Origin of the sequence: Citrobacter sp. Cpo091 (assembly GCF_030332645.1) — a bacterium.
Lineage (GTDB): Bacteria > Pseudomonadota > Gammaproteobacteria > Enterobacterales > Enterobacteriaceae > Citrobacter > Citrobacter portucalensis.
The window spans coordinates 180,653-196,131 of record NZ_JAOWHL010000036.1 but is presented as its reverse complement, the minus strand read 5'-3'; the positions used below and the strand labels follow the sequence as shown (position 1 = coordinate 196,131).

Below are 15,479 nucleotides of genomic sequence, written 5' to 3'. Positions count from 1 at the left end.
TTACAGTTATGGTTTTTCATACAGGAAAACAGCTATGTTGGCACAACTGACCATCAGCAATTTTGCTATCGTTCGTGAACTTGAGATCGATTTCCAGAACGGAATGACCGTTATTACCGGTGAAACCGGTGCGGGTAAGTCCATTGCGATTGATGCTCTCGGTTTGTGCCTGGGCGGACGCGCAGACGCCGACATGGTACGTGCAGGCGCCACGCGAGCCGACCTCTGCGCACGATTCGCCTTAAAAGACACCCCCGCGGCTCTGCGCTGGCTGGAAGAAAACCAGCTTGAGGAAGGCCGTGAATGTTTGCTGCGTCGTGTTATCAGCAGCGATGGACGTTCACGCGGCTTCATTAACGGCACTGCCGTACCGTTGTCACAGCTGCGCGAGCTGGGCCAGTTGCTTATTCAAATCCACGGTCAGCATGCGCATCAGCTCCTGACAAAATCAGAACACCAAAAGTCTCTGCTGGATGGTTACGCCAATGAAGCGTCCCTGACTCAGGAAATGGCTGCGCGCTACCAGCTGTGGCACCAAAGCTGCCGTGACCTGGCGCATTATCAACAACAGAGTCAGGAACGAACAGCCCGGGCGGAACTGTTGCAATACCAGTTAAAAGAACTGAACGAATTCAACCCGCAGCCGGGTGAATTTGAGCAAATTGATGAAGAGTACAAGCGTCTGGCTAACAGCGGGCAATTGCTCACCACCAGCCAACAGGCGCTGGCTATCCTGGCGGATGGCGAAGACATCAACCTGCAAAGCCAGCTGTACACTGCAAAGCAGCTGGTCACTGAACTGGCAGGCATGGACGGCAAACTTTCCGGTATCCTGGATATGCTGGAAGAGGCCACGATCCAACTCAGCGAAGCCAGCGACGAGCTGCGCCACTATTGCGATCGTCTGGATTTGGACCCTAACCGTTTGTTCGAACTTGAACAGCGTATTTCCAAACAAATCTCATTGGCCCGCAAGCATCATGTTGCCCCTGAAGCGCTGCCACAGTTCTATCAGTCATTGCTGGATGAACAACAGCAGTTAGACGATCAGGCCGACTCGCTCGAAACCTTAACCCTGGCGGTGAGCAATCACCACCAGCAGGCTCTGGAAACGGCAAAAATGCTGCACAAACAGCGCCAGCATTATGCTCAGGAGCTGGGACAACTGATTACAGAGAGCATGCATACTCTCTCAATGCCGCACGGTGTCTTTTGCATTGATGTAAAATTTGAGGAACATCATCTGAGCGCAGACGGTGCCGATCGCGTAGAGTTTAAAGTGACCACTAACCCAGGCCAGCCGTTGCAGCCGATTGCGAAAGTCGCTTCCGGTGGGGAACTGTCGCGCATTGCACTGGCTATTCAGGTTATTACCGCACGCAAAATGGAAACACCGGCGCTGATTTTCGATGAAGTGGATGTCGGTATCAGCGGCCCGACTGCTGCGGTAGTGGGAAAAATGCTGCGTCAGTTGGGCGAGTCAACTCAGGTAATGTGCGTTACTCACTTGCCGCAGGTTGCTGGCTGTGGTCATCAACACTTCTACGTCAGCAAAGAAACGGATGGCGCGATGACCGAAACACACATGCAGCCGCTTGATAAACGCGCTCGCCTGCAGGAATTAGCCCGCCTGCTTGGCGGTAGCGAAGTAACGCGCAATACCCTCGCAAATGCAAAAGAACTGCTGGCGGCATAAACTTTTTTACCTTGTTAAGGTCTGAGTTCAACATAAAATCGCCGACCGACCCGACAGCAAAAGGTTTTAAAGTGGTGAAAGGTCTATTATCATCGGCATATTACATATGAGCCGCGTACTGCTCGGGCCCGAAAAGGAATCAAATCACTATGCGCTGTAAAACGCTGACTGCTGCTGCAGCAGTACTACTGATGTTGACTGCAGGCTGTTCCACTCTGGAGCGAGTGGTTTACCGCCCTGACATCAACCAGGGAAATTATCTGACACCTACCGATGTCGCAAAAGTGCGCACGGGTATGACGCAACAGCAGGTTGCTTATGCTCTGGGTACACCAATGATGTCCGATCCTTTTGGCACTAACACCTGGTTTTATGTGTTCCGTCAGCAACCTGGTCATGAAGGCGTAACCCAGCAAACACTGACGCTGACCTTTAACAGCAGCGGCATTTTGACGAACATTGATAACAAACCTGCTTTGACCGACAACAAGTAGGATTAACAGATCAAAAAAAGGTGCTCAATGAGCACCTTTTTTATTGTCTGCTATTTTTTAGCAGATTTCTCTGCTCGCTGTCTGCGCAGCTCTTTCGGATCGGCAATCAGTGGCCGGTAAATTTCCACCCTATCACCGTCCTGGAGAACATCAGCAAGCTTTACCGGACGGCTGTAAATGCCCACTTTATTTTTGCTGAGATCGATATCGGTACGTAATTCCAGCAGCCCGGAAGCTCGGATAGCCTCTTCCACCGTAGCGCCCTGTTGCAGCGTCACACGCTGTAGATACTGTTTCTCGGGCAGCGCATACGCCACTTCAACGACAATTTTAGCTGACGCTGACACTGTAAACCTCTTTCGCGCGGACCGTGAAGGCCTGCACCATGTTTGAAGCCAGCTCTTTAAAGATACGACCAAATGCCAGCTCGATTAACTTATTGGTAAACTCAAAATCGAGATGAAATTCAATGCGGCACGCTTCATGACTCAGTGGCGTAAACTTCCATCCGCCAATGAGTTTCTTGAACGGTCCGTCGACCAGATGCATCAGGATGCTCTGGTTACTGGTCAATTGATTGCGCGTGGTGAACGTTTTGCTAATCCCTGCTTTCGAGACATCCACCGCTGCGGTCATCTGTCCCGGAGTCGACTCCAGCACACGGCTACCGGTGCATCCCGGTAAAAACTGGGGATAGGATTTAACATCATTCACTAGCTGATACATCTGTTCCGCACTGTAAGGTACTAAAGCGGTCCGGCTAATCTGAGGCATAACAATTTCCATCAATATCAATCACACAAATAATACCATTTATCCCCCGCTAAAAAAAACGCTATAGCCTAACTCGTGCTAAGATAGCGCCTTGCGCCCCGCTGGATGAAATGGGGTGTTTTTCGATTCCAGATTACCTATACTGAGCGGCATTATGACGAAGAAAAAAGCACACAAACCTGGCTCAGCCACAATCGCGCTTAACAAGCGCGCACGACACGAATACTTTATTGAAGAAGAATTCGAAGCAGGACTCGCTCTGCAAGGTTGGGAAGTCAAATCCCTGCGGGCGGGTAAAGCTAACATCGGCGACAGCTACGTCATCCTTAAAGACGGCGAAGCGTTCCTGTTTGGCGCCAACTTCACGCCAATGGCTGTTGCCTCAACGCATGTGGTATGTGACCCCACCCGTACCCGTAAGCTGTTGTTAAACCAACGTGAGCTCGACTCCCTGTATGGTCGAATGAATCGTGACGGTTATACCGTTGTTGCGCTTTCACTGTACTGGAAAAATGCCTGGTGCAAAGTGAAAATTGGCGTCGCGAAAGGTAAGAAACAGCACGACAAGCGCTCCGATGTGAAAGAACGCGAATGGCAGTTAGATAAAGCGCGTATTATGAAAAATGCTGGTCGCTAAACGCTATTCTCCTGTGACCAGTCTCTCATCCTGAGACTGGTTCTTATTTTTTAGTTATTGAAACCCACTCAATACATTCATCAGGTTTATGGTTTATTTGTGCTGAATCGTTCAGGTATGAAATAAACTCCCCTGGCATTACCGTAGCGCCCCATAGTCTAATAAAATAAAACTTCAAGACCATGCCACCTATATTCAAACTTATTTAATAACACTATTATTACTGTTGTTTATTATATCACCTCTCATTTCGATTAAAATACAAAATCTTTAAATACAACAAGTTAACCAAAAACAAATCATTAAACACACACCGGAAAGTATACTTTTCAATTAGCTAAATATATTTTTAATATGGATAAGTTGCAGAATACATTCTTTCTGACTATATCATCTAATACGAAAGAACTATTCAGCTAACAGGGCCCGAACGTATTTGATAAGTAAATGAACCTCTGCATGACCTAATCAATGTAATTACCTGTGTAAATTCATCTTTATGGTGAACGGGGCCCCTGTCTGCTCATTTTCCCAGCGCGCTGTTGCGGATTAATACTCCCGACATGCCATCAGGAGTGAACATATGCGTCTACTCGCCGTTGTATCAAAATTAACTGGCGTTTCCACAAATGTTGAATCCTCTGAAGTTACGCTCAGTTCGCCTTCTATCGTGAAACTGTCGGTGTCACGTGAGGAGGTAAGTCAACTGACTCGCGTGAATCAGGATCTGGTTGTCACACTCCGCTCAGGTGAAACCATCACCCTTAAGAACTTCTATGTCGGAAAAGGTGATGCGCAAAACCAGCTTGTTCTGGAAGACAGTAATGGCGCGCTGTGGTGGGTTCAGGATACTGATGGGGCATTCCATTTCCAGCATCTGGACGATCTCACTCCGCTAATGACTGCCGAGGGAAGCCATGAAGGCGGCGCCGTCTGGCCGTGGGTTCTTGGTGGGATCGCGGTCGCAGGCGGAATTGGCCTCGCGGCGGGCGGTGGAGGTGGCGGCGGTGGTGGCGGCGGGAGTGATAATAACGCCGGCAACGGAAATGGCGGAAATGGCAACGGTAATGGCAACGGTGGTAATGGGGATGGTGGTTCACCGCCAACAACAACCCCTAACATGCCTGACGTACCCGTTATCACCAGCGTAATCGATAACCAGGAGCTGATTACTGGCCCTGTTAATCAGCAGGAATCCACCAACGATAATACGCCTACTCTCCAGGGCACCGGCCCCGCAAATGCCACATTGCATATTTTTGATAACGGCGTCGAAATAGGCCAGGTCACTATCGATGCCAACGGCAACTGGTCGTTTACGCCATCCTCTCCACTCGCAGACGGTACCCACAAGTTTACCGTCAGTGCATCAGACGGTACGGGCAGCAGCGACATGTCGGACAGTTGGGAGATTATTGTCGATACGCTTGCCCCCGACGCCCCTGTGGTCACAGAAGTAACTGACGATTCAGGTTCCATTAAAGGCTTGATAGGTAATAACGGTGTAACCGACGATGCCACGCCAACACTCACAGGCACTGGTGAAGCGGGCTCTTACATCAGCATTTCTGATAATGGCATTCTGATTGGCATGGTTCAGGTGGATGACAATGGTAACTGGACGTTTACACCTGACACGCCGCTTAGCGACGGTGTTCATAATCTGACGCTGACGCAAACTGACGATGCGGGTAACGTGAGCGCGGAAACGAGTGTACCGACATTCACCATCGATACTACCCCGCCTGAAGGCGCGGTCATTTCCTCCGTAAACCTGCAAGGCACCGAGGTAACCGGTAGTGCTGAGGTAGGAAGCCAGGTCATTATCATCGGTAGTAATAATCAGGTTTTGGGTTCAACTACCGTTGATCAAACCGGCAATTTCGTCATCGCGATTTCACCTTCACAGACGCACGGTGAAGCGCTGATCGCGAAGATTCAGGACCAGGCAGGCAACGTCGGGCCAGACACGTCCTTCAATGCCACCAACTCTGGCTACCCGGGCGTGCCTGTTATCATCAGCATTGTGGATGATGTTACCCCCTCAACTGGGCCATTGAACAATAATCAGGCCACCAACGACCCAACGCCTACGATCTCGGGTACCGCAGACGCCAACAGCACGGTTAACATTTATAACAACGGCGCGCTTGTTGTAAGCGTGCTTGCCGATTCCAGCGGCAACTGGACCTGGACCTCCAACACCAACTTGCAGGACGACTCATACTCCTTCACCACCACAGCAACCAACCACCTGGGCACGGGAGGAACGTCAGCGGCATTCAATATCACTATCGATACTCAGCCACCGTCAGCGCCGGACGATCTGAACGTATCTGCCGACGGCTCTGTCGTCACCGGTACAGCCGAACCAGGAAGTACCGTGACCATCAATAATAATAACGGTCTTCAGATCGGCAGCGGCGTCGCCGGAACGGATGGCTCATTTACCATCACCATTAACCCGCCTCAGACCAATGGTGAAACCATTACCGCTATCGCCACCGATCCTGCCGGGAACCCAAGCCTACCGGAAACCGCGCTCGCGCCAGACATCACGGCCCCGCTGCCGCCAGCTAATCTGGTGATTAATCCTACAGGCGATCAGGTTACCGGCATGGCGGAACCCAACAGTACGGTACATATTCTGGATCCTGGTGGCGCGATAATTGGAACAGTAACCGCCGGCTCGAACGGAGAATTCACCGCCACGCTGGTTCCGCCGCAGACCAACGGAGAACATCTTGTCGCCAACGCGACGGATGCTGCTGGCAATACCAGCGGCAACAGCGCGATTACCGCCCCGGATACCACGGCGCCTGACGCGCCAACCGGCGTCACCGTCGCCGGGGACGGTGGTTCTGTAAGCGGACATGCTGAAGCGGGAAGCACCGTCACTGTAAAAGACAGCAATGGTATTCAGATCGGCACAGGCCAGGCCGACAGCGGCGGCAACTTCACGGTGTCGATTACGCCGTCGAAAATGAACGGCGAAACGGTAAAAGTTACCGCAACGGACAGTAGCAATAACGAGAGTCAGCCAACTTCCGCGGTGGCTCCGGATATTACCGCCCCTGGAACGCCCATCATCACCGCCGTGACGGATGACCAGCCCATGTATCAGGGCCCTCTCAATAACGGCGATGTCACCAACGATAGCAAACCTAAGCTGGAAGGCACCGCCGAAGCAGGTTCTCAGGTCAAAATTTACGATAACGGCACCCTGCTGACGACCGTTGTCGCTGATATCAACGGTAACTGGAACTATACGCCAGTCTCGGCGCTAAGCGAGGGCGCTCACATCTTCACGGTGACCTCCACAGACGCCGCGAATAACACCAGCAGCGCGGCAAGCTGGAAAATAATTGTCGATACAATTGCGCCAACTGTTCCAGTGATAACGTTGGTTAACGATGACGTTGGCAGCATTACGGGCAGCGTTGCAAATAACGGTTGGGTCACCAACGACAATACGCCAACCATCTCGGGTACCGGTGAGCCAGGTTCACTGGTAAACCTGTACGATGGCATTCAGTTATTGACGGTTATTCTTGTCGACAGCTCGGGTACCTGGAGTTATACCGTTCCGGGGAATCAGGTGCTCAGCGATCGCACCCATCAGTTTACGGTATCGGCAACTGATGCCGCCGGTAATGTCATCACCTCACCCACAGTGGTCAGCGTTACCGTAGATACCCAACCGCCAGGCGCTCCTGTCATTTTGGCTGCTACCGACGACGTTGGGAATGCACCGATCGATCTGCCTACCGGAAGCCGTTCAAACGATACCTTGCCAGAGCTGAAAGGAACCGGAACAGACGGTTCTAAGATCACTCTTTATGATGGAGCTACGCCAATTGGAAGCACGACTGTTTTGCCCGGAGGCACCTGGAGTATTCAACTCGACCAACCGCTCAGTGAAGGAACACACAATTTATCCGCTATTGCCACGGACGTTGCAGGCAACGCCAGCAATGCCGGAAACTTTACGCTAACGATTGATACCACTCCACCAGCAGCCCCGGTTATCAGCTCCGCAGAAGGTCTGATTGGGACAAACCTACAAACGCTGAATAACGGCAGCAGTACCAAGAGCTCGAATCCCGAACTCTCCGGAACCGGCGAGCCCGGCGCGAAGATTACGATTTATGATAATGGTGGTCCTATTGGCACCGTCACCGTACAACCAGACGGCACCTGGACATTTACCCCAACCTCACTCGCCGACGGGTCGCATAAATTCACCGCCACGGCGACCGACGTCGCGGGCAACACGGGGATCCCATCAGCCGGCTTTACCCTGACGGTAGACAATACGCCTCCCGCACAACCAGCCGCGCCAATCATTACCGACAATGTGGCTCCGGTAACGGGTGTGGTCACTAACGGCAACACCAACGATACCACGCCAACCTTTAGCGGCACGGGGAATGTCGGGGATTTGATTACCGTTTATCTGAACGGCACTCCCCCTTTACAGGGAACCGCAACAGTAGGTGCAGACGGAACCTGGAGCTTTACTCCGCCAGCACCGGTTACTCCAGGTACTTACCAGGTAACCCTCACCGCAACCGATCCTGCAGGCAACGTCAGCCAGCCATCAACAGCTATAACACTGAACATCGACACGACGCCGTCTGCGCCGCCGGTGATTATCGCCGCCAATGATAACGTCGGCGATATCATGGGTGACCTTGCACCCAACGCCGTGACCGATGACACCACGCCAACCATTCGTGGTACAGGTGTCAATGGAGACATCATCACTCTGTATAACGGCGGTACGGTGATCGGTACTGCAACGGTGGCAGGCGGTACCTGGAGTATTACCCCCGGGACTGCGCTGGCAAACGGGAGCTACACATTAAGCGCTACCGCAACAGACCCCGCAGGTAACGTCAGCGACAATTCAAACAGCATTTCGTTTACGGTTAACAACACGAAGTTAACGTTGCCGCAGGTCACGGATATCCAGGATAACGTTGGCGTCTTTACCGGTTCGCTAACCAGCGGCAGCGTCACGGACGATACAACGCCAACCATTAGCGGTACCGGCACACCGGGCAGTACGGTTTTGATTTTCGATGGTAACAATCCCATCGCCATTGCGACAGCTACCGTTGCTGCTAACGGCAGTTGGAGTGTGGATGTCCCCCTCACGTCCAATATCACTCACACACTGACTTTCGGCGCCGTGGATGACGCAGGTAACTCACTGGCAGCAGATAACCCGCTGACGTTGATTGTCGATACCCTGCCGCCTGCAACGCCTACGGTTACCAGCGTAGACCCGAACGGTACGCTGGTTAGCGGCTCTGCCGATCCAGGCAGTACCGTCATCATTCGCAGCGGTACTTCGATCCTCGGCCAAGGGATCGCTGACGATTCAGGTAACTTCGCTGTCACAATTTCGCCAGCGCAAACAACCGGTCAGGCGCTCAACGCCATCGCTCAGGATCCCGCCGGAAATCAAAGCGACCCGACAACGTTTAGCGCTGCTACCTCCAGCGTTCCTCATCCACCAACGCTTGAGATCGTTGATGACATCGCGCCCATCATGGGGGTGATTGGCAACGGTAAAACCACCAATGACACCTTACCACTGCTGCAAGGGACTGCCACTGCAGGAGCGACTGTTAATATTTATGTAAATGGTGTTTTGCAAGTTCCATCGGTAATAGCCGACGTTGTTTCTGGCGCATGGAGTTATCAGTTACCCGCCCCACTAACTAACGGTGCAACTTATAACTTCACTGTGTCGCAAACCGTCGGTGGCATACCCAGCGGTCAGTCACCCAACTACGCTATCACCATCGACACGACGGCACCGCAAGCGCCAACGATCACCAGCATTATCGACGATGTTGCCCCCGGCACTGGATCGTTGGATAAAGGGCAAATTACAAATGATTCACGTCCGACGCTCAACGGAACTGGCGAACCCGGGGCAACCATTACCCTCTACGATAACGGTGTCGCTTATGCCACAACGACCGTAAACAGTAACGGATTCTGGAGCTTTACCCCGACAGCACCGCTGGGAGAAGGCGATCATCTCTTTACCGCCCGCGCAACGGACGCCGCTGGCAACCAGGGAGATCCATCCAGTGATTTCCGGATCATTGTCGATACCCTGGTACCGAATGCGCCATCTATTGTGACGGTCACGGACAACGTTGGTACGATCCAGCCCCTGACCTCCGGGCAGTTGACCAATGATAATACCCCAACGCTTGCTGGCGTTACCGAGGCGGATTCGGTTGTTACCATCCGTGATAATGGCACGGTAATCGGCACAACCACCAGCGACGAAAATGGCAACTGGAGCTTTACGCCTGCCCCTGCTCTCGGAGAAGGAAGCCACTCGCTGACTGCCAGCGTTACAGATAACGCGGGTAACATTAGCCCGACAACGCCACCATTTGTGGTCGTCGTCGACACGCTGGCGCCAGCCGCACCGAGCATTACCTCAGTAATTGACGATCAGCCCGGCAATACCGCGCTGACCAACGGACAGCTTACAAACGATGCGCAGCCTACCCTGAACGGCAAAGGCGAGATTGGCGCCATCATCACGATCCGTGATAACGGCGCTGAAATAGGTACAACTCAGGTGGACGAGTCAGGTAACTGGAGCTTCACTCCGGATGCTCCGCTGGGACAGGGGCAACATAATTTCACCGTCGTTGCCACAGATCAGGCGGGAAACACAGGCGGAGTATCATCATCGTTTACTATTGAGCTGGACTCTATTGCCCCGTCAATACCGGTCATCAGTTCGGTGCAGGACAATACTGCGCCGACAACCGGGCCTATCTCCAACGGGCAAATCAGCAACGAAAGTCGCCCGGCGCTCAGCGGTACCGGTGAAATTGGCGCGACGATTACCGTCCTGAGCGATGGTCAGCCCATTGGCACCACCATCGTCGGCGCAGGCGGAAGCTGGAGTTTTACGCCCTCCGCGGCATTGGGTAACGGCCAGCATACTCTGACCGTCACGGCTACAGATAGCGCAGGCAATACCAGCCTGCCTTCTGGTGGCTTTACCTACACCGTCGATACTCTGGCACCGACAGCACCAGTGATTACTCAGGTTGCAGATGATGTCGGCCCGCTGATTGGAAATCTGAACAACGGTCAGGCCACGAACGATCCACTCCCGACGCTTAGCGGTACGGCTGAAGCCAATTCCACGGTGAGAATTTACGATAACGGATCGTTTATCGGCTTTACCACAGCGGATGGTACGGGCGCCTGGACCTTCACACCGGGAACCCAACTTGGCAACGGTAACCACGCGCTGACGGTAACAGCCACCGACGCGGCTGGAAACGTCAGCCCGACGTCTGCGGGATTTAACATCGTTGTTGATACCGTCGCCCCGCTTGCGCCAACGATTATCCAGGCGTTTGATGACGTGCAGCCGGGAACCGGAACGCTATCGAACGGAGCCTTTACCAACGACACCCGTCCCGTACTCAGCGGTTCAGCGGAAGCCGGTGCCCGGGTAGCCATCTACGATAATGGCGCGCTGCTGGCAACGGTGACTGCGACGATAGACGGCACCTGGGAATATCTGACCACCACACTTGGCAACGGTCAGCATGTGTTTACCGCCATCGCCACCGACGCCGCCGGGAACGTGGGCCCTGTCTCAGACGGGTTTACGATTAATGTCGACACCATTGCACCATCCGTCCCGCTGCTGGTCTCGGTGGTGGATGATATTGCAGGCGGCGTGTTCAATGCAGCGCTCAGCAACGGACAGTTGACCAACGATGCACGCCCGACGCTGAACGGCACCGCCGAGGCAGGCAGCACCATCAGCATCTATGACGGAAGCACCCTGTTGGGTACCGCGCTGGTGCAAAGCAATAACAGTTGGTCGTTTACCCCAACCACACCGCTGGCTAATGGATCGCACACCTTCACAGTCACCGCCACTGATGCGGCGGGCAACACCAGCGGCGCGACGGCAGGCTTTAGCGTGGTGGTTGACACCACGGCGCCGACGCAACCTTCAATCAGCAGCATTATTGACGATGTCGGGCCAAACACCGGGCCGATTGGCAGCAATCAGCCGACCAACGACGCGCGCCCAACGTTAAACGGCATCACGGAAGCCAACGCGCGAGTTGATATTTATGATAACGGCAGCTTTGTCACCAGCGTAACGGCGGACGGCAGCGGCAACTGGAGCTACACCCCGACTACCGCGTTGGCACAAGGTACCCACTCGTTTACCATCACTGCAACGGACAGTGCGGGTAATACCAGTGGCATATCGTCTGCGGCAGCGATCGTGGTCGATACCGTTGCCCCGGGTATCCCAACCGGGCTGGCGGTAAACGCCAACGGCACCGCGCTCACCGGCGTTGCCGAACCAAACAGCACGGTCATTATTACCTCCAGCGGCGGAACGGTGCTCGGCACGGCAACCGCCAACGCCTCCGGTAATTTCACCTTCACTCTGAACCCACCGCAAATCAGTGGGCAAACTCTGATGGTCAGCGCACAGGATGCCGCAGGCAACATCGGTACGGCGGGTAACGTGCTGGCACCGTTTACCGGCGTACCACCTGCGCCTGTTATTGCCAGCGTGCTCGATGACGTCGGCACTATCATGGGACCCGTCGCTCCCGGTAAAACCACCAATGACACCCTGCCAACGCTCAGCGGAACGGCGCAGGCTAACGCCGTCATCAATCTGTACAACAACGGCGTGCTAATGGGCTTCACGACCGCAGACGGTAACGGGGTCTGGAGCTTTACCCCATCCGGTGCACTCAGCGAAGGTAACCATGCGTTTACCGCCACGGCAACCAACGCCAACGGCGCAAGTGGGTTGTCCGGTTCGTTCAGCGTGATCGTGGACACCACGCCACCGACCGCGCCAACGCTCCTGATCAGCGCCGATGGCGGTACCGTCAGCGGCGTCGCCGAAGCGGGAAGCACGGTCACCATTTCTCTGCCCGGCGGCACCAGCGTGACGGCAATCGCCAACAGCAGCGGTGTCTACAGCGTCAACCTGCCGGTTCGCCAGATTGAAGGGCAGTCGCTGTCCGCCACGGCGACCGATGCGGCGGGAAATACCTCATCGCCGACAAGCGCTCTCGCACCAGTATTGCCGCTGCTGGCTGAAGACAATATCACCAGCCTGCCGCTACAAACCGATGTCACCGTCAGCACCGAGCATCAAAGCGATTATGGTTTCCTGTTGGTCAATGCGCTGGGAAATGTCGCCAACGTGCTGGGGAACGATACGGCAAGCGTGAATTTCAGCATCGCTTCTGGCGGCAGCGGATCCATTACAATCAATGCCGCAGCGACCGGCGTGGTGCTGTCGCTGTTAAACACACTTGAAGTCGTCATCCAGCGCTTTGACACCGCGCTGAATGCCTGGGTGACGGTGGTGGATACCGGGAAACCAGACTTTGCCAGCCTCCTCACTCTGGGCGCCTCAGGCGTAACGCTCAATTACAGCGGACTGACTGGTGGTGATTACCGCGTGGTCAGCTACAACACCAACCTGCTGGCGACCGGGGCATACACCAGCCTTGATGTCTCAGTGGTAAAAGCCAGCGCAGGAACCATCACCGGCGGTACTACTGAGTCTGGCAATATCATCACCGATATCGATCCCGCCAACGGGCAGGATAATGCCCCTTCCGGCACGCTGGTTACCGCCATCACCGACGGTAACGGCAACGTCGTGAACATCCCGTCGGGCGGCATTGATGTGCAGGGGAAATACGGCATCCTGCATATCAATCAGAACGGTAGCTACACCTATACCCTGACCGATACGTCAATCTCGGTGTATGGCCGTTCTGAAAGTTTCACCTACACGCTGACACATGGCAGCGATCACTCCTCGGCAAAACTGGTGGTAACGCTCGGTCAGGCGCCAACCACCAGTACGGTAACCGCGGCAGACGATGTGGCTGCGCTGACTTACGGGACGCAGGTCATCGCGGTTGATCATGGCACATCACAGCAAACCGGCTTCACCCTCGCCAACATCGGACTGGGTAATGTGCTGGATGTCAGTCTGGTTAACGGTTTAACCAATCCGATCAAATTTAATGTGGATGATGGCGCAACCCGCACGCTGACCGTCAAGGCCAGCGTTCTCGGCGTCACGGTTGGCGGTTTTGACCTCTATGTTTATCGCTTCAACGAGTCCATTCAGCAGTATGAGCAGTTCCGCGTGAAGCCCAACTGGGTCACGGCGCTGCTAGGAGGTAGCTCAACGGATTACACCATCACCCTGCCTGGCGGTGACTATCTGTTCCTGCTTAACGCCTCCGGCGGTCTGACGCTGCTGACCAGCTATACCCTGAATATACAGGCCGATCACACCTACGCCGTCGACAGCCTGAGTGCGACAACCAATGGAAACCTGCTGGTCAACGACTCGGCTCCGGCCAATACCGTTATCACCGAAGTTAACGGTGTCACCATAAACGGAACGGGTACAACCACCATTAACGGGCAGTACGGCACGCTGACTATTGATGCGAAAGGGAACTACACCTACACGCTGAGAAGCGGACTGGGCGCAGACGGTATCAATACGCCGGACAGTTTCGTGTATAAGGTCAAAGCGCCAAACGGCGATACCGGCAGTGCATCGCTGAATATCAAACCAACCCCACAGGCGCTGGATGCAGTAAATGACGTCAGCAGCACGATGGCGGTTAGTACCCAGGCGGATACTTCCCGGTCGTTTACCGACGACAGCGTCGGGAACGCCAGCTGGAGTGCCCAACTCCTTTCACCCACCTCAAAAAGTGGTACTGGCGTCATTGAAATCGCTACGGGAACGGCGGTGCAAAACGCCATACTGCATTTTAACGTCGCGTCAGGTCTGACGCTGGGCGGGCTGACCGTCACCTGGGCGCTGTATGACAGCAACAACATCAAGATTGCCGGTAACTCTTTCAATGGCGGATTGCTGGTTGGTGGCAATATCGATATAGCCTTGAGCGGGATCGTACTGCACCCCGGCAACTATCGCCTCGACTATACCGGAAGCGTCGGGGGGCTGGGGCTGGGGAATATCACCATCACCCCCAGCGTGAAAGGTACGATAATCGACCTGCAAAACTTCGAGACTTCCACAGCGAACAGTGTCACCGGCAATATTTATGACGGAGACCATATTGCCAGCGTGCATACCTTGCTGACGGTGAACGGCACGGGCGGCAGTACCGTCACGCTTGATCCGCTGAGTAGCACGACCAGCGCCATCATTAACGGGTTGTACGGCAAACTGACCATTGGCATTGATGGTCATTACACCTATGCCCTCAACAGCGATGTCTCGCTCTCCACCATCGTCACCAAAGAGACATTTACCTACACCCTTAACGACCAGAATGGCCATACCGATACCGCTACGCTGACCATCAATATGAATCCGCAAGTGGTGAGTACCGTCGATGCCGATCGCCTGACTGGCAGCGCCTACGGCGATACGCTGATTTATCACCTGCTCAACGCCAACGACGCTACCGGCGGCAACATTAGCAATGGTGCTACCGACACCTGGACCAACTTCTCACTGGCCCAGGGTGACAAAATCGATATCGGCGACCTGCTGGTGGGCTGGAACGGGCAGAACGCTACGCTCGGCAACTACCTCACCGTAACCACCAGCGGTAACAACACGGTGATTGCCATCGACCGCGACGGTACGGGCAACACATATCACTCAACCAATCTCATAACGCTGGAGAACGTACACACCACGCTCGATGAGCTGGTGCAACAAAATCACATCGTGCCCTGACGTTAACGCAATGCGTTAAAGCGCCATAACTACAGCCCCGGATGCCATGACGTCCGGGGCAATAACAGTCGTCGCTGCCGTATT

General features: G+C 54.3%; 6 protein-coding genes. 4 read left to right on the top strand and 2 right to left on the bottom strand.

Annotated features, from left to right (window positions below; translation table 11 throughout):
- Nucleotides 1-34 precede the first annotated feature (34 nt).
- Nucleotides 35-1,696, top strand: coding sequence for a DNA repair protein RecN (gene recN, locus OGY04_RS14865; RefSeq protein WP_286585463.1), 1,662 nt, complete (start codon nt 35-37; stop codon nt 1,694-1,696).
- 149 nt (nt 1,697-1,845) lie between these two features.
- Nucleotides 1,846-2,190, top strand: a complete 345-nt coding sequence (gene bamE / locus OGY04_RS14860) for an outer membrane protein assembly factor BamE (protein WP_008785524.1) — start codon at nt 1,846-1,848, stop codon at nt 2,188-2,190.
- A gap of 50 nt (nt 2,191-2,240) precedes the next feature.
- Here the strand turns inward: bamE and OGY04_RS14855 are convergent, their stop codons facing one another.
- Nucleotides 2,241-2,537 (bottom strand): RnfH family protein, encoded by a 297-nt coding sequence (locus tag OGY04_RS14855; RefSeq protein ID WP_008785525.1) that lies wholly within the window; start codon nt 2,535-2,537, stop codon nt 2,241-2,243.
- Nucleotides 2,521-2,964 (bottom strand): type II toxin-antitoxin system toxin RatA, encoded by a 444-nt coding sequence (gene ratA / locus OGY04_RS14850; RefSeq protein WP_003826396.1) that lies wholly within the window; start codon nt 2,962-2,964, stop codon nt 2,521-2,523. The genes OGY04_RS14855 and ratA overlap by 17 nt, the downstream gene beginning before the upstream one ends.
- 154 nt (nt 2,965-3,118) lie before the next feature.
- Between ratA and smpB the strand changes: the two genes are divergently transcribed.
- A complete protein-coding gene (gene smpB / locus OGY04_RS14845; protein ID WP_003031211.1) occupies nt 3,119-3,601 on the top strand; it encodes an SsrA-binding protein SmpB in 483 nt (160 codons plus the stop codon).
- Nucleotides 3,602-4,184: 583 nt separating this feature from the next.
- On the top strand, nt 4,185-15,395 hold the full coding sequence (locus tag OGY04_RS14840; protein WP_286585461.1) for a BapA/Bap/LapF family large adhesin: 11,211 nt from the start codon (nt 4,185-4,187) through the stop codon (nt 15,393-15,395).
- Nucleotides 15,396-15,479 lie beyond the last annotated feature (84 nt).

Coding starts and splice junctions, on each gene's coding strand:
- recN (WP_286585463.1), top strand. CDS start 35: ATGTTGGCACAACTGACCATCAGCAATTTTGCTATCGTTCGTGAACTT.
- bamE (WP_008785524.1), top strand. CDS start 1,846: ATGCGCTGTAAAACGCTGACTGCTGCTGCAGCAGTACTACTGATGTTG.
- ratA (WP_003826396.1), bottom strand. CDS start 2,964: ATGCCTCAGATTAGCCGGACCGCTTTAGTACCTTACAGTGCGGAACAG.
- smpB (WP_003031211.1), top strand. CDS start 3,119: ATGACGAAGAAAAAAGCACACAAACCTGGCTCAGCCACAATCGCGCTT.
- OGY04_RS14840 (WP_286585461.1), top strand. CDS start 4,185: ATGCGTCTACTCGCCGTTGTATCAAAATTAACTGGCGTTTCCACAAAT.